Genomic DNA, 15,340 nt, shown 5'->3' with positions numbered 1-15,340 from the left:
CCGGGCCACCCTGCCCGGGGTCCCCTGAATCCCGGAGGATTCACATGTCCAAGTCCCGCTGGCGCAAGCCGGCGACAATCGCGGGCGCGCTGGTGCTCACCGCCGCGCTCGGTGGCGTGGTCGCCACCAACCACGAGGTGCAGGAAGCCCTCGGCCTGGCCGACGAGCCGGGCGCCAACATGCCCTGGCACCCCAGGGAGTTCATGGAGATGGCGGCCGGCGAGTCGTCCGAGGAGGCCGGCGAGGAGGCCTTCGAGGCGCGTACCATCGCCGAGCAGTTCGCCCAGGCCCGCTACGCCCCGGGCATCGTCTCGCCGGGCGCGTACTCGAACGCGCTGAGCCAGCTCAACGGGCTCGCCGTCACCAAGGGCACCTGGCGCGAGGTCACCAAGATCAAGTACGACGGTGACGACCCCCGCTACCGCGACTACGCGTCCAACTCCTCCGGAGGTGCCGGCCTGGTCACCGGCCGGATCACGGGCCTGGCCGCGGACAACAACGGTTACGTGTACGCGGCCGGCGCGGACGGCGGCGTGTGGCGCTCCTCGACCGGCGGCGGGAGCTGGACGCCGATCACGGACGCGCTGCCCACGCTGTCCAGCGGCGACATCGTGCTCGCCGGCGACGGTTCGCTCTGGTACGCCACCGGCGAGGGCAACACCGGTGCCACGTCGTTCGTGGGCGCCGGCGTCTACCGGCTGGCCAACCCGAAGAGCGGCGCCTTCGCCGCGACCGACCGGGTCGGCGGGACCGAGCTGGAGAGCACGGTCATCAACAAGCTGCGCTTCTTCGACGGCAAGGTCTGGGCCGCCACCAACCGGGGCCTGCTCTCGCACGCGATGAGCAGCACCGCCGGCGCCTGGAAGCTGGAGTTCGCGCCGAACCCGAGCTACCTGCCGGGCGGGGCGAACGCGGGCACCGCGAACGCCGCGTACAAGAACATCGTCAACGACGTGGCCCAGGACCCGCGCAACCCGAAGCACGTGGTGGTCGCCTCGGCCTGGCGCTCCGGCGACACCTACAACGGGTTCTACGAGACCGCCGACTACACCGCCGGCGGCTGGGCGAAGGTCAACCCGACCGGTTCCATCCCGGCCGACGACATCGGCTACGTGACGTTCGCCTTCTCCGCCGACGGCGGCAAGCTCTACGCGATCAACCAGTCGCCGAAGCTGCTGAACAAGCCCGCCGGCAACGTGAACAGCTACCTGGACGGCATCTACGTCTCCAACAACGGCTCGCCCTCGGGCCCGTGGAGCAAGATCGCCGACTCCGCCAAGCTGGGCAACTCCGGCTCGGCCCTCAAGCAGACCGTGATCGGCAAGGGCTACGGCCCCGGCATCCAGGCCTGGTACAACCAGTTCCTGACCGTGGACCCGGCCAACCCGAACCACGTCTGGGCGGGCCTGGAGGAGGTCTACGAGTCGTACGACGCGGGCGCCAACTGGAAGACCGTCGGTCCGTACTGGAACTTCGGCTTCTCCTGCTGGAGCATCTACGACGCGCAGAACAAGTGCAACAAGACCACCCACTCCGACCAGCACTCGGTCGCGGTCGGCAACGGGTTCGTCTACGTCGGCAACGACGGCGGTGTGTACCGCCGGCCGATCAACGGCAGGACCGACAAGGACGGGCACGCGACCGACTGGCAGAGCCTCAACGACGGCACCATCGACGCGCTGCAGTACTACTCGGTGGCGCTGGGCAAGGACCCGGCGAAGGCCGGCACCATCGTCTCCGGCGGTCTGCAGGACAACGGCACCTCGATCCTGCGCCCCGGCGACACGGTGATGGGTTCGCACTTCGGCGGTGACGGCGGCGACTCGCAGGCCGACCCGGCGAACGGCTGCCGGCAGGTCCAGGAGTACACCAACCTGGCCATGCGGGTGACCGAGAACTGCAACGCCAACACCGGCTCGGGCACACAGGCGGACTCCACCTCGCGGGACATCCAGCCGTACACCTCGTCGCCGGGCGACGAGCCGGCCCGGTTCATCGCGCCGTTCGCGCCGGACGACCACGACGCGAACGTCTGGGTCGCCGGTGGCCGGCACGTCTGGGTGAACACCAAGGGCTACGCCATCCAGGACGGCAAGGGCTGGACCAACGTGTTCGACCTGGGCGCCGGCCACACCGCCACCTCCGTCGCGGTCTCCGGCGGCATGGCGTACGTCGGCTGGTGCGGCCCGTGCAACAACGCCGGGTTCGCCCGGGGTGTCGCGGTCGGCAAGGTCAACGACCCGTCGAGCTGGCACCAGATCGCGCTGCCGGGCGACTTCCCGAACCGGTTCGTGCAGGGCGTCGGGATCGACCCGGCGAACTCCGCGCACGCGTTCCTCGCGGTCAACGGTTTCTCCCGCCGGTTCACCGAGGGTCCGGGCGCCGGCTACGGCCACGTCTTCGAGACCACCGACGGGGGCGCGACCTGGAAGGACGCCTCGGCGAACCTGCCGGACGTGCCGGCCAGCTCGATCAAGGAGCTGTCCAACGGGGCGCTGGTGCTCGCCACCGACCTGGCCACCTTCTACCGCGCGCCCGGCGCCACCAACTGGCAGCGGCTGGGCACCGGCCTGCCGCTGACCGTCGGCATGGACGTCGAGTACAGCCCGATCGACAACTCCGTCTACGTCGCGACCCACGGTCGAGGCATCTGGGCGTTCGACCTCGCCCAGCTCTGACCGTCGTCCGGTCCGGTCCGGCCCCCGATCCGGGCCGGGCCGGACGGCATCCGGTGCAAGGAAGGGCCCCTTCTCGACGCCTGGCGTCAAGAAGGGGCCCTTGCTCTCATCCGTGCCTCGCGGGTCAGGCGGCCGGGCGCACCTCGGCGAAGTGGCAGGCCGAGGGGTGCGGGTCGGCCGCGCGGAGCACCGTGTGCGGCTCCTGGGTGGCGCAGACCTCCTGCGCCTTCCAGCACCGGGTCCGGAACCGGCAGCCCGACGGCGGGTCGGCCGGGCTGGGCACGTCGCCGGTGAGCCGGATGATGTTCCGGTCCGCGCGGGCGTCCGGGTCGGGCACCGGCACCGCCGAGAGCAGCGCCTGGGTGTACGGGTGGGTGGCCCGCTCGTAGATCTCCTCCTCGGTGCCGATCTCCACGATCTTGCCGAGGTACATCACCGCCACCCGGTCCGAGATGTGCCGGACCACCGACAGGTCGTGCGCGATGAAGATGTACGACAGCCCGAACTCGTCCTGGAGCTGCTCCAGCAGGTTGATCACCTGGGCCTGGATGGAGACGTCCAGGGCCGAGACCGGCTCGTCGCAGACGATGATCTCGGGCCGCAGGGCGAGCGCGCGGGCGATGCCGATGCGCTGCCGCTGACCGCCGGAGAACTGGTGCGGGTAGCGGTTGATGTGCTCCGGGTTGAGCCCGACCACGTCCAGCAGCTCCTGCACCCGCTGCCGCTTGCTGCCCTTCGGGGCCGCCTCCGGGTGGATGTCGAACGGCTCGCCGACGATGTCGCCCACCGTCATCCGCGGGTTCAGCGAGGTGTACGGGTCCTGCATCACCATCTGCATGTTCCGGCGCAGCCGGCGCAGCTCCGACCCGGAGGCCTTGAACAGATCCCGGCCCTCCAGCTTGGCCCGGCCGGCGGTCGGGGTCTCCAGCCGCATGAGCAGCCGGGCCAGGGTGGACTTGCCGCAGCCGGACTCGCCGACCACGCCGAGCGTCTCGCCCCGGCGCAGCTCGAAGCTGACCCCGTCGACGGCCTTGACCGCGCCGGTCTGCTTCCTGAACAGCACTCCCTGGGTGATCGGGAAGTGCTTGACCAGGTTGTCGACGGCGAGGATCGTCTCGCCACGGACCTTGGTCGGGCTAGCGGGCGCTGTCATCACGGACCTCCTGCGCGAAGTGGCACGCGCTGGTCCGGCCGTCGCCGAGGACCAGGTCGTGCGGCACCACGTCCACGCAGACCTGCTGCGCGTACGGGCACCGGGGGTGGAACGGGCAACCGGAGGGGATGCGCATCAGGTTCGGCGGCAGCCCCTTGATCGTCGAGAGCGCCTGCCCGCGTACGTCCAGCCGCGGGATCGACTCCAGAAGTCCCTTGGTGTACGGGTGGGCCGGCGCCCGGTACAGCGAGCGCACGTCGGCGTGCTCGACGATCCGGCCGGCGTACATGACGGCGATCCGGTCCGCGACGCCGGCGACCACGCCGAGGTCGTGGGTGATCAGGATCATCGCCATGTCGAGGTCACGGCGCAGGTCGGCGAGCAGGTCCATGATCTGGGCCTGCACGGTGACGTCCAGCGCGGTGGTCGGCTCGTCGGCGATCAGCACCTTCGGGTTCAGGGCGAGCGCCATGGCGATCATGACGCGTTGCCGCATCCCGCCGGAGAACTGGTGCGGGTAGTCCCCGAGCCGCTTCGCCGCGGCCGGGATCTTGACCAGGTCCATCAGCTCGGCGGCCCGCCGGCGCGCGTCGGCCCGGGACATCCCCTCGCGCTGGCGCAGCGTCTCGCCGATCTGCCAGCCGACCGGGAAGACCGGGTTCAACGCGGAGAGCGCGTCCTGGAAGATCATCGCGATCTCCTTGCCGCGCACCTGCCGGCGCTGCTCCTCGGACTGCGTCAGCAGGTCGCGGCCCTGATAGAGGATCTGGCCGGACCGGACGTGCGCCGGGGGAGTGTCCAGGATGCCCATGATCGCCTGGGCGGTGACCGACTTGCCGGAGCCGGACTCGCCGAGCACGGCCAGGGTCTCGCCCGGGTCGAGGTGGTACGACACCCCGTTGATCACCTTGGCCACACCCTCCCGGGTGCGGAACTCGACGTGCAGGTCCCGTACCTCGAGCAGGTGGCCACCCGGCGGGGTGGGGGAGGCCGGGGTCGGTACGACAGCGGACTGGGTCATGTGTGTCACCGCAGCTTCGGGTCGAAGGCGTCGCGGATCGCGTCGCCCAGCATGATGAAGGCGAGCACGGTCAGCGCCAGGAAGGCGGAGGGGACGACCAGCGGGGTCGCGGACTCCCGCATGTGCACCCGGCCGGCGTCGATGTCGATGCCCCAGGAGATGGTCGGGGCCTTGAGGCCGATGCCGAGGAAGCTCAGCGTGGCCTCGGCGGCGATGAACGAGCCGAGCGCGATGGTGAGCACCACGATCGCCGGGGCGAGCGCGTTCGGCAGGATGTGCCGCCACATGATCCGGCCGTTGCCGGCGCCGAGCATCCGGGCCGCGGCCACATAGTCCTGCTCCTTGGCGGTGATCACCGAGGAGCGGACCACCCGGGCCGCCGTGGTCCAGCCGAGCACCGCCAGCACGAAGATCACCGCGAACAGCCGGACGTTGTCGCTGCTGGTGCTCACCCGCTTGAGCAGCACGATCGCGGCGAGCAGCAGCGGGATGCCGAGCACGATGTCGATCACCCGGGAGAGCACCGCGTCGACCCAGCGGCCGAAGTAGCCGGCGAGCATCCCGACGACCAACGCGATCAGGCCGGTGAACAGCGCGGAGAGCGCGCCGACCAGGAGCGAGGCGCGCGCCCCGTAGACCGCCCGGGCGTACGTGTCGCAGCCCTGGAAGTCGTACCCGAAGATCGCCCCGCCGGACGGCCCGGCGTGCTGCCGGGAGAGCACGCAGTCGCGCGGGTCGTTGGCGGTGAACAGGGACGGGACGGCGGCCATCGCGGCGACCAGCACGACCAGGGTCAGGCTGACCCAGAAGATCGGGTTGCGGCGCAGGTCGCGCCAGGCGTCGCCGGCCAGGCTGCGCGGCTTCTGCGCCGCGGCCGGGGTGCCCGGCTCGCCGGAGACGCCCCGCCGTGCGGCCTGATTCTCCGTGGCCGCCACGGTTTCGAAATCACTCATAGCGGATCCTCGGGTCGAGTACGGCGTACAGGACGTCCACCACCAGGTTGGAGACGAGGTAGACCACGACCAGCACGCTGACGATGCCCACCACCAGCGGGCCGTCCTCGGTGCGGATGCCGCGGAACAGGTTGAAGCCGACGCCGGGAATGTTGAACACGCCCTCGGTGATGATCGCGCCGCTCATCAGGTTGCCCAGCTCGACGCCGAGGAAGGTGACCACCGGGATGAGCGAGTTGCGCAGCACGTGCACGCTGACGATCCGCCGTTTGACCAGGCCCTTCGATCGGGCGGTGCGGACGTAGTCGGCGCGCAGGTTCTCCGCCACGGAGGTACGGGTCAGCCGCAGCGCGGTGGCCAGCGAGAGCGAGCCGAGCACGATGCCGGGCAGCAGCAGCGCGTACAGGTCCGGCTCGGCGCCGGCGGTGGGCGGGAAGAGCTGCCACTTCACGCCGAGGAAGTACTGGGCCAGCGGGGCGAGCACGATGGTCGGGATGCCGAGCACCAGCAGGGTGAGCACCAGCGTCGAGTTGTCGAAGATGCCGGCCCGCCGGATGCCGGCGATCACCCCGGCGGTGACCCCGAAGACGACGGTCACGGCCATCGCGATCAGCGCGAGCTGCACGGTGACCGGCCAGGCGGTGGCGAGGATGTCGCCGATCTGCCGTCCGGTCAGCGACTGCCCCAGGTCACCCTGGAGCAGGTTCTTCAGGTAGTCGAAGTAGCGGTAGAAGAAGCCGCCGACGCCGGTGGCGTCCAGGTGGTACTTCTCGGTCAGGTAGGCCCGCTGGGCCGCGGTGACGGGGCGTTCCCCCGCGAGCGCCTGGATGGGGTCGCCCTGGCCGGCGAACATCAGCGCGTAGACGATCAGGGTGGTCCCGAAGAAGGCGAGGACCATCTGGAGCAGTCTCCGCAGAATGAAGCGGAACATACTGTGAAGTCTCTCTGAAAAGGGGCGAAGGGTACGCCGTCCCGCGGGTCGGGCCACCCGCAGGTGGCCCGACCCGTCGTACGGGGCTGTTACTTGACGGCCTCGATCTTCAGCAGGTTGACCCGGTCGAAGAGGTCGACCTCGACGTTCTTGACCTTGGTCGAGTGGCCGAAGTTGTTCTGGCCGTACCGGAGCGGGATCACCGGCATGTCCTCGGCCAGGAGGTCCTCCGCCGCCTGGTACTTCCTGATCGCCTCGTCCTGCGTCGGGGCGCTGGCGCCCTCGGCGAGCAGCTTGTCGAACTGCGGGTTGCTGTAGCCGTAGTAGTTCGACGAGCCGTTGGTGCTGTACAGCGGGCCCAGGTAGTTCTCCATGGACGGGTAGTCCATGACCCAGCCCATCCGGAACAGGCCGACCGACTGCTTCTGCTTGAGCTTGGTCAGCAGGTCCGCGAACTTCGGCTCGGCGGTGCCGACGCACTCCACGCCCAGGTTGGTCTTGAGCTGGTTGCAGGTGGCGTCGATCCAGTCCTTGTGGCCGCCGTCGCCGTTGTAGGACAGCTCGATCTTCTTCGGGCCGCCCGCGGCCTCGTACATCGCCTTGGCCTTGGCCGGGTCGAACTGACCGGCCGCGCCGATGGTGTCCTCCCGGTAGCCGGCGACGACCGGCGATACGAACGAGCGGGCCGGCTGCTGCGAGCCCTTGAAGATCGACTTGGTGATCTCCTCGCGGTCGATCGCCATCGAGATGGCCTTGCGCACCTCGGGCTTGCTGAACTCCTTCTGGAAGGTCGGGAAGGCCAGCACCTGGAGCGACGAGGCGGGGCTCTGCTGGAACCGGTCGCCGAGGTCGGTCGGGGCGGTCGACAGGTTCTCGGTCGGGATCTCCTTGATCACGTCAAGGTTGTCCGACAGCACGTCCGCGTACGCGGCCGTCATCTGCTGGTAGATCCGGAACTCGACGCCGTGCACCTTCGGCTGCTGGCCGGGGAAGGCGTCGTACTTCTCCACCTCGACCTTGGCGTCGTGCTGCCAGGTGCCCTTCATCTTGAACGGGCCCTGACCGATCGGCGCCTGCTCGTACCCCTCGGCCAGCACGCCCGGGGCGGAGAAGGCCGCCTTGGGCAGCGGGTAGAAGGCGGTGTAGCCCAGCATCGACTTGAAGTCGACGTACGGCTGGGAGAGCGTCACGGTGAAGGTCAGGTCGTCGACCTTCTTGAGGCCGCTCAGCGTCTTGGCCTTCGGCTTCTCGCCCTGCAGGTCCTCGTAGCCGGCGACCTTCTCGAAGAAGTAGCTGGAGTTCTGGCCGTTCGGGGCGTACGCGCCGTAGTTCCAGGCGTCGATGTAGTTGTCGGCCGTGACCTTCTCGCCGTTGTGGAAGGTGTAGCCGGGCTTCAGCTTGATCGTCCAGACCTTGTTGTCCGACGACGTCACCGACTGGGCCGCCACCTCGTACGGCTTGTTCGACTGGTCGTAGTCGACCAGGGGGCTGAACAGGGCGGCCAGCACCTGCGAGCCACTCGTCTCGTTGGTGTTGGTCGGGACCAGGTGCTGCGGCTCAGCGATCTCGATTCGCACGGCCGCGTTGGGGTCGCTCTTGCCGCCCTCGCCGCCCGTGCCGCAGGCCACCAGGCCCAGGGTCACCGCGAGCGGGAGGGCGGTCCAGGCAGCGAGCCTACGAACACGCATGGGGGCTCCTCATCTCCTCACGCTGCGCAGTCAGGCCCGGCGCTGGGTAACGCTGCGCAACGACCGGCAACGGTAAGTCGCCGTGGGTCGCTTCGGCAACGAGAGCGTTGCGAAGCGATAACGGAGTGGGGATCCCCGGCTTGTGCGCGTCTCGCCGTTCTGCTACGCGATTTGGGCTCCAGTGCTGGTCAGTGGCCGGATTGGGATCGTCCGGCCGTGCCTCCGGCGCCCTGTCCACCTGCTCGCGCGGTTGTCGACCGGCTGTCCGCTGCGCCCCGGTCGATCATCGCCTGTCCGTCCCCCCATGTGGGGCAATCCACAGCCGGTAACTCTCGGTGACGAAACCCACGTAACAGATCGTCACCATTCCCTGTCGTCGTTCCGGGCGGGCCGGGCCGTGAGACGATCCAGACGTGACGGCGACGATCCTGGACGGCAAGGCGACCGCGGCGGAGATCAAGGACGAGCTGCGGGCGCGGGTCAAGGCGCTGGCGGAGCGCGGCATCACCCCCGGACTCGGCACGGTCCTGGTCGGCGCCGACCCCGGTTCCCAGGCGTACGTCAACGGCAAGCACCGGGACTGCGCCGAGGTGGGCATCGCCTCGATCCGGCGCGAGCTGCCCGCCGACGCCACCCAGGACCAGCTCGACGCGGTCCTGACCGAGCTGAACGCCGACCCGGCCTGCCACGGCTACATCGTCCAGCTCCCGCTCCCGGCGCAGCTGGACACCCAGCGGGCGCTGGAGATGATCGACCCGGCCAAGGACGCCGACGGCCTGCACCCGGTCAACCTGGGTCGCCTCGTCCTCGGCTACCCGGGGCCGCTGCCCTGCACCCCGCGCGGCATCGTCGAGCTGCTGCGCCGGCACGACGTCGGGCTGAGCGGCGCGAAGGTGGCGGTGGTCGGCCGGGGCAACACGGTGGGCCGGCCGCTCGGCCTGCTGCTCACCCGGCGCAGCGAGAACGCCACGGTGACCCTCTGCCACACCGGCACCCTCGACCTCGCCGCGCACACCCGGGAGGCGGACATCGTCATCGTCGCGGCCGGCGTGCCCGGGCTGCTCACCGCCGAGATGGTCACCCCGGGTGCGACCGTCGTCGACGTCGGCATCACCCGGGTGATCGGGGCCGACGGCAAGGGCCGCTACACCGGCGACGTCGACCCGGGAGTGGCCGAGGTGGCCGGCAAGCTGGTGCCGATGCCGGGCGGGGTCGGTCCGATGACCCGGGCCATGCTGCTCACCAACGTGGTCGAGCGGGCCGAGCGGCAGGACTGACCACCCGAGCGGGTCATAACCGTCCGCCCCTGGCCGGAACGGTGTCAGGATGGCTGATACGGTCCGGAAAACCGACTGGCATCAGGGAGTGGGACGACCATGGGTAAGAAGGTCACTGTCGTCGGGGCCGGCTTCTACGGCTCCACCACCGCACAGCGCCTGGCCGAGTACGACGTCTTCGACACCGTCGTGATCACCGACATCGTGGAAGGCAAGCCGGCGGGTCTCGCGCTGGACCTCAACCAGTCGCGCGCCATCGAGGGCTTCGAGACCAAGGTCGTCGGCGTCACCACCGGCCCGAACGGCGAGGGCTACGAGGCCATCGAGGGCTCCGACGTCGTCGTCATCACCGCCGGCCTGCCCCGCAAGCCGGGCATGAGCCGGATGGACCTGCTGGAGACCAACGCCAAGATCGTCCGCCAGGTCGCCGAGAACGTCGCCAAGTACGCCCCGAACGCCGTCGTCATCGTCGTCTCCAACCCGCTCGACGAGATGACCGCGCTGGCCCAGCTCGCCACCCAGTTCCCGAAGAACCGGGTGCTCGGCCAGGCCGGCATGCTGGACACCGCGCGGTTCTCCAACTTCGTCGCCGAGGCGCTGAACGTACCGGTCAAGTCGGTGCGGACCCTGACCCTGGGCTCGCACGGCGACACCATGGTCCCGGTCCCGTCGAAGAGCACCGTGGACGGCAAGCCGCTGCGTGACGTCATGCCGGCCCAGCAGATCGAGGAGCTGGTCGTCAAGACCCGCAACGGTGGCGCCGAGGTCGTCGCGCTGCTGAAGACCGGCTCGGCGTACTACGCCCCGTCGGCCGCCGCCGCCCGGATGGCGAAGGCCGTGGCCGAGGACTCCGGCGACGTCATGCCGGTCTGCGCCTGGGTCGACGGCGAGTACGGCATCTCCGGCGTCTACCTGGGCGTCGAGGCCGAGATCGGCCGCGAGGGCGTCCGGCGGGTCGTCGAGACCGACCTGGACGCCGACGAGCTGGCCAGCCTCAAGGAGGCCGCCGAGGCCGTCCGCGCCAAGCAGGCCGACGTCGCCAACATGTGACCCGAGAACCACCGCCGAAAGGGCGGGCCGGCTCCCGCCGGCCCGCCCTTTCCCGTCCCTCCGGCCCAGCTCCCCCCTCCGCCCCAGCTCCGTTGATCAAGGAGTTTGCGTCGCGGCCGGCGCGGTTTCTGACGCAAACTCCTTGGTCAACAGGGGCGAGGGTGAGGGCTGGGGGAGGGGTCAGAGGGGGGTGAAGGGGTGGCCGAGGTGGGGGGTGGCGAGGGTTACCGGGGTCAGGGAACGCAGGAGGGTTGTGCGGGTGGTGCGGGCCGTCAACGGGTCCTGCTCGTGGGCGTAGGGGAGCGTCGGGTCGACCAGTTGCACGGTGTGGACCAGCAGGTCGCCGGTGACCAGGAGGCGGTCGTCGCCCGAGTCGACCAGCACGGACTGGTGGCCGGGGGTGTGCCCGGGGGTGCTCAGCACGCGTACCCCGGGGGTCAGGTCGGTGTCACCGTCGACCAGCCGGAGCTGGCCGGCGGCGCGCAACGGCCCCAGCAGCCGGGCCGGCAGCTCCGGGTGGAACAGGGCCAGCGCGTCCAGCTCGGCGCGCTGCAGCAGGTGCTCCGCATTGGGGAAGAGCGATCCCGCCCAGCCGACGTGGTCGCTGTGCAGGTGGGTGAGCACCACGGTCCGCACGTCCGCCGGGTCGATGCCGGCCGCGGCCAGCTCCGCCGGCAGCCGCCCGGGCACCGGCGCCCAGCCGGCGGCGAGCGAATCGGCCGGGCCGATGCCGGCGTCGACCAGGGTGACCGGGCCGTCCCCGGTACGCAGCGCGAAGCAGCGGAACGGCAGCCACCAGCGCCCGTCCGGGGTGACCGTGTCCGGGTCGCGGCGGTCCGCCGCCGCCCACTGGGCGGCGGTGGCGTCCGGGAACGCCTCCTCCCGGGGCTGGAAGAAGGGCCCCGCCCCGTCGAGCAGGGCGGTGACCGTGATAGACCCGACCGTGTGATCCAGCGGCATCCGGGAAGGATGGCACCGCGGCCCGTCCCGGGCGACCCCGTTTCCACAGGGTGAGGCCGGCTGGGGAGCCCCGGTCAGTTTCCAGTACGCTCGTACTGCTTGAGCATGTGTCCCCCGAGAGGAGCGCCGGCCGATGGCGAAGATCAAGGTAAACAACCCGGTCGTGGAAATCGACGGCGACGAGATGACCCGGATCATCTGGAAGCAGATCCGGGAGCAGCTGATCCTGCCGTACCTCGATGTCGACCTGCACTACTACGACCTGTCGATCCAGCACCGCGACGAGACCGACGACCAGGTCACCGTCGACGCCGCGAACGCGATCAAGGAGCACGGCGTCGGCGTCAAGTGCGCCACGATCACCCCGGACGAGGCCCGGGTGGAGGAGTTCGGCCTGAAGAAGATGTGGCGGTCGCCGAACGGCACCATCCGCAACATCCTCGGCGGCGTCGTCTTCCGCGAGCCGATCATCATGTCCAACGTGCCGCGGCTCGTCCCGGGCTGGACCAAGCCGATCATCATCGGCCGGCACGCGCACGGCGACCAGTACAAGGCCACCGACTTCGTCGTCCCCGGCCCGGGCACGGTGACCATCACCTACACCCCGGCCGACGGCGGCGCGCCGATGGAGATGGAGGTCGCCAACTTCCCGGGCGGCGGCGTCTCCATGGGCATGTACAACTTCGACGACTCGATCCGGGACTTCGCCCGCGCCTCCATGCGCTACGGCCTGGACCGCGGCTACCCGGTCTACCTGTCGACGAAGAACACCATCCTCAAGGCGTACGACGGCCGGTTCAAGGACATCTTCGCCGAGGTGTTCGAGAACGAGTTCAAGTCGGAGTTCGAGGCCGCCGGCATCACCTACGAGCACCGGCTGATCGACGACATGGTCGCCGCCGCGCTCAAGTGGGAGGGCGGCTTCGTCTGGGCCTGCAAGAACTACGACGGTGACGTGCAGTCGGACACCGTCGCGCAGGGCTTCGGCTCGCTGGGCCTGATGACCTCCGTGCTGATGACCCCGGACGGCCGCACCGTCGAGGCCGAGGCCGCGCACGGCACCGTCACCCGGCACTACCGGCAGTGGCAGAAGGGCGAGAAGACCTCGACCAACCCGATCGCCTCGATCTACGCCTGGACCCGGGGCCTGGCCCACCGGGGCAAGCTGGACGGCACCCCGGCGGTCACCGAGTTCGCCAACACGCTGGAGCAGGTCATCGTCGAGACCGTCGAGGGCGGCCAGATGACCAAGGACCTCGCGCTGCTCATCTCGCGGGACGCCCCGTGGCTGACCACCGACGAGTTCATGAACGCGCTCGACGAGAACCTGGCGCGCAAGCTCGCCGCCTGATCCTCGCCCGGGTCACCGACCGAGCCCGCCGGCGCCACGCCGGCGGGCTCCGTCGTGTCCGGCCCGCGTCACCGGAGGGGGCAGCGGTTCGTTGAGCAGGGTGGACGAGATGCCAGTCCCGTCCAGGAAGGTTGACCGCGGTCGCCTCACGGTCTGAGTGCCGATCAGCCAACCTTCCCGGCTGTCGCGCGCAGCCGCCGTCCCTTCCCTTGCGGGGGGCCCTGTCCCGGGCCCCCCGCGCCCTGTTGTGCGCGCCTTCCGGCTGTTAACAGGGGGCCCCTGCGCTACCGGAGGCGTTAAGAAGGGGCCCTTCCTTTCAGGCGGCGCGGAGCAGTTCCGCCGCCCGCTCCGGGGCGATGTCGTTGATGAAGACGCCCATCGCCGACTCCGTGCCGGCCAGGTACTTCAGCTTGTCCTTGGCCCGCCGGATGCTGAACAGCTGCAGGTGCAGGTGCCCCAGCTCGCGGTCCACCCGTACCGGGGCCTGGTGCCAGGCGGCGATGTAGGGCATCGGCAGGTCGAACAGCCCGTCGAAGCGGCGCAGCACGTCCAGGTAGAGCGGGCCGAAGGCGTCCCGCTCGGCGTCGTCCAGCGCGGGGACGTCCGGCACCGGCCGGTGCGGGGCCACGTGCACCTCGAACGGCCAGCGGGCGGCCGCCGGCACGTACGCCGTCCAGTGCTCGTTGGCCGCCACCACCCGGTCCCCGGCGGCGCGCTCGGCGGCGAGCACGTCCGCGTACAGGTTGCCGCCTCCGGTGCGCTCGGCGTGCCGGCGGGCGGCGGCGAGCATGGTGCGGGTCCGGGGCGTGACGAAGGGAAACGCGTAGATCTGCCCGTGCGGGTGGTGCAGGGTCACGCCGATCTCCACGCCCCGGTTCTCGAACGGGAAGACCTGCTCCACCCCGGGCAGCGCGCCCAGCGCGGTGGTGCGGTCGGCGAGGGCGTCCAGCACGGTCCGCACCCGGCGCGGGGAGAGGCTGGCGAACGAAGCGTGGTGGTCGTCGGTGAAGCAGACCACCTCGCACCGGCCGCGCCCGGGGCGGACCGGGGTGAACGGGGTGATCTCGGGGGCCGGCTCCTCGGCGACCCGCTGGCTCAGCGACGGGAAGCGGTTCTCGAAGACGGCCACGTCGTAGTCGGGGGCCGGGATCTCGCTGAGCCGGTCACCCCGGGACGGGCAGAGCGGGCACTCGTCGGCCGGGGGGAGGAAGGTGCGGGTCTGCCGGTGCACCGCCACCGCAACCCACTCGTCGGTGAGCGGGTCGTACCGGAGCTGGGAGGCGCGCGGCGGCGGGGGCAGCTCCCGCCGGTCCGGCTGGTCGCGGACCGCGTCGTCCCGCTCGTCGAAGTAGATCAGCTCACGGCCGTCGGCCAGCTCGATCTGCGTACGCTTCACTCCGCCCCCTCGTTGCTGGTCACGATCACCAGCTCGCCCACCCTGTCCTCGAGTACCCGTCGCGCCTCTGGTGCCAACCGGTCGTCGGTGACCAGTACGTCCGCCGCGTCCAGGCCGACGATCGAGGAGATGCCGACCGTGCCCCACTTGGTGTGGTCGGCCAGCACGACCAGCCGGTCGGCCGCCGCCACCAGGGCCCGGTCGGTGTCCGCCTCCATCAGGTTGGGCGTGGTGAACCCGGCCCGCTCGCTGATCCCGTGCACGCCGAGGAAGAGCAGGTCGAGGTGGAGCGCCCCGAGCGCCGCCACGGCCAGCGGGCCGACCAGCGCGTCCGAGGGGGTCCGCACCCCGCCGGTGAGCACCACGGTCTGGTCCGGCCGGCCGCCGACGTGCAGGATCTCGGCCACCGGCAGCGAGTTCGTCACCACGGTCAGCCCCGGCACGTCGACCAGGTGGCGGGCCAGCTCGGCGGTGGTCGTACCGGCCGAGAGGGCGACGGCCGCGCCGGGGCGGACCAGCTGCGCCGCCCGGGCGGCGATGGCCCCCTTCTCGGCGGACTGCCGCACCGACTTGGCGCGGAAGCCGGGTTCGTCGGTCGAGCCCGGGCCGGGGAGGGTGGCCCCGCCGTGCACCTTGGCCAGCAGCCCCTGCTCGTGCAGCGTCTCCAGGTCGCGCCGGATGGTCATGTCGGAGACGCCGAACTCGGCGGCCAGCTCGGTGACCCGGACGCCGCCGGCGGCGCGGACCCGGTCCAGGATGGCGGCCTGCCGCTGCCGCGCGAGCACCCGCGGTCACCTCCGCTCTCTCGACCACGTGCCCACGCGGTCGAACGTGTTCCAACAAAGATGAACACTAGCGCGCAGCGGCGCACAGCGGAAGCGG

At 70.6% G+C, this 15,340-nt stretch carries 12 protein-coding genes; 4 read left to right on the top strand and 8 right to left on the bottom strand.

What is annotated here, in order from left to right:
- The first annotated feature begins 44 nt into the window (after positions 1 to 44).
- Positions 45 to 2,678 (top strand): glycosyl hydrolase, encoded by a 2,634-nt coding sequence (locus tag ACGFI9_RS27000; RefSeq protein ID WP_393182214.1) that lies wholly within the window; start codon positions 45 to 47, stop codon positions 2,676 to 2,678.
- A 124-nt stretch (positions 2,679 to 2,802) separates the two neighbouring features.
- Here the strand turns inward: ACGFI9_RS27000 and ACGFI9_RS26995 are convergent, their stop codons facing one another.
- The 5 genes from ACGFI9_RS26995 to ACGFI9_RS26975 all read right to left on the bottom strand — a co-directional run bounded on the left by ACGFI9_RS26995 (position 2,803) and on the right by ACGFI9_RS26975 (position 8,424).
- Positions 2,803 to 3,831 carry an ABC transporter ATP-binding protein gene (locus ACGFI9_RS26995; protein WP_393182212.1) on the bottom strand — a complete coding sequence of 343 codons (1,029 nt, stop codon included), beginning with the start codon at positions 3,829 to 3,831 and terminating at the stop codon, positions 2,803 to 2,805.
- Positions 3,815 to 4,852, bottom strand: a complete 1,038-nt coding sequence (locus ACGFI9_RS26990) for an ABC transporter ATP-binding protein (protein WP_393182210.1) — start codon at positions 4,850 to 4,852, stop codon at positions 3,815 to 3,817. The genes ACGFI9_RS26995 and ACGFI9_RS26990 overlap by 17 nt, the downstream gene beginning before the upstream one ends.
- A gap of 5 nt (positions 4,853 to 4,857) precedes the next feature.
- Complete coding sequence (locus ACGFI9_RS26985; RefSeq protein ID WP_393182209.1) at positions 4,858 to 5,805, bottom strand: ABC transporter permease; 948 nt, start codon at positions 5,803 to 5,805, stop codon at positions 4,858 to 4,860.
- A complete protein-coding gene (locus tag ACGFI9_RS26980; protein ID WP_393182207.1) occupies positions 5,798 to 6,736 on the bottom strand; it encodes an ABC transporter permease in 939 nt (312 codons plus the stop codon). Before ACGFI9_RS26980 ends, ACGFI9_RS26985 begins: the two co-directional genes overlap by 8 nt.
- Positions 6,737 to 6,825: 89 nt before the next feature.
- Positions 6,826 to 8,424, bottom strand: a complete 1,599-nt coding sequence (locus tag ACGFI9_RS26975) for an ABC transporter substrate-binding protein (RefSeq protein ID WP_393182205.1) — start codon at positions 8,422 to 8,424, stop codon at positions 6,826 to 6,828.
- 413 nt (positions 8,425 to 8,837) lie between these two features.
- On the opposite strand from ACGFI9_RS26975, the gene ACGFI9_RS26970 reads away from it, so the two are divergent.
- Positions 8,838 to 9,701 carry a bifunctional methylenetetrahydrofolate dehydrogenase/methenyltetrahydrofolate cyclohydrolase gene (locus ACGFI9_RS26970; RefSeq protein ID WP_393182203.1) on the top strand — a complete coding sequence of 288 codons (864 nt, stop codon included), beginning with the start codon at positions 8,838 to 8,840 and terminating at the stop codon, positions 9,699 to 9,701.
- A gap of 99 nt (positions 9,702 to 9,800) precedes the next feature.
- Complete coding sequence (locus ACGFI9_RS26965) at positions 9,801 to 10,751, top strand: malate dehydrogenase (RefSeq protein WP_393182201.1); 951 nt, start codon at positions 9,801 to 9,803, stop codon at positions 10,749 to 10,751.
- A gap of 180 nt (positions 10,752 to 10,931) precedes the next feature.
- Here the strand turns inward: ACGFI9_RS26965 and ACGFI9_RS26960 are convergent, their stop codons facing one another.
- On the bottom strand, positions 10,932 to 11,711 hold the full coding sequence (locus ACGFI9_RS26960; protein ID WP_393182199.1) for an MBL fold metallo-hydrolase: 780 nt from the start codon (positions 11,709 to 11,711) through the stop codon (positions 10,932 to 10,934).
- Between the two features lie 133 nt (positions 11,712 to 11,844).
- Between ACGFI9_RS26960 and ACGFI9_RS26955 the strand changes: the two genes are divergently transcribed.
- Positions 11,845 to 13,062: an NADP-dependent isocitrate dehydrogenase gene (locus ACGFI9_RS26955; RefSeq protein WP_393182197.1), complete on the top strand. Its 1,218-nt coding sequence runs from the start codon at positions 11,845 to 11,847 to the stop codon at positions 13,060 to 13,062.
- A gap of 316 nt (positions 13,063 to 13,378) precedes the next feature.
- Here ACGFI9_RS26955 and galT read toward each other — a convergent pair whose 3' ends face one another.
- Together galT and ACGFI9_RS26945 are read right to left on the bottom strand one after the other, a co-directional pair.
- Positions 13,379 to 14,458, bottom strand: a complete 1,080-nt coding sequence (gene galT, locus ACGFI9_RS26950; protein ID WP_393182195.1) for a galactose-1-phosphate uridylyltransferase — start codon at positions 14,456 to 14,458, stop codon at positions 13,379 to 13,381.
- Positions 14,455 to 15,243 carry a DeoR/GlpR family DNA-binding transcription regulator gene (locus ACGFI9_RS26945; RefSeq protein WP_393182193.1) on the bottom strand — a complete coding sequence of 263 codons (789 nt, stop codon included), beginning with the start codon at positions 15,241 to 15,243 and terminating at the stop codon, positions 14,455 to 14,457. Before ACGFI9_RS26945 ends, galT begins: the two co-directional genes overlap by 4 nt.
- Positions 15,244 to 15,340 lie beyond the last annotated feature (97 nt).

This window comes from Micromonospora sp. NPDC048930 (assembly GCF_043197935.1).
GTDB lineage: Bacteria > Actinomycetota > Actinomycetes > Mycobacteriales > Micromonosporaceae > Micromonospora.
The sequence above is the reverse complement of the archived record's forward strand: the minus strand, read 5'-3'. Positions and strand labels throughout refer to the sequence as shown.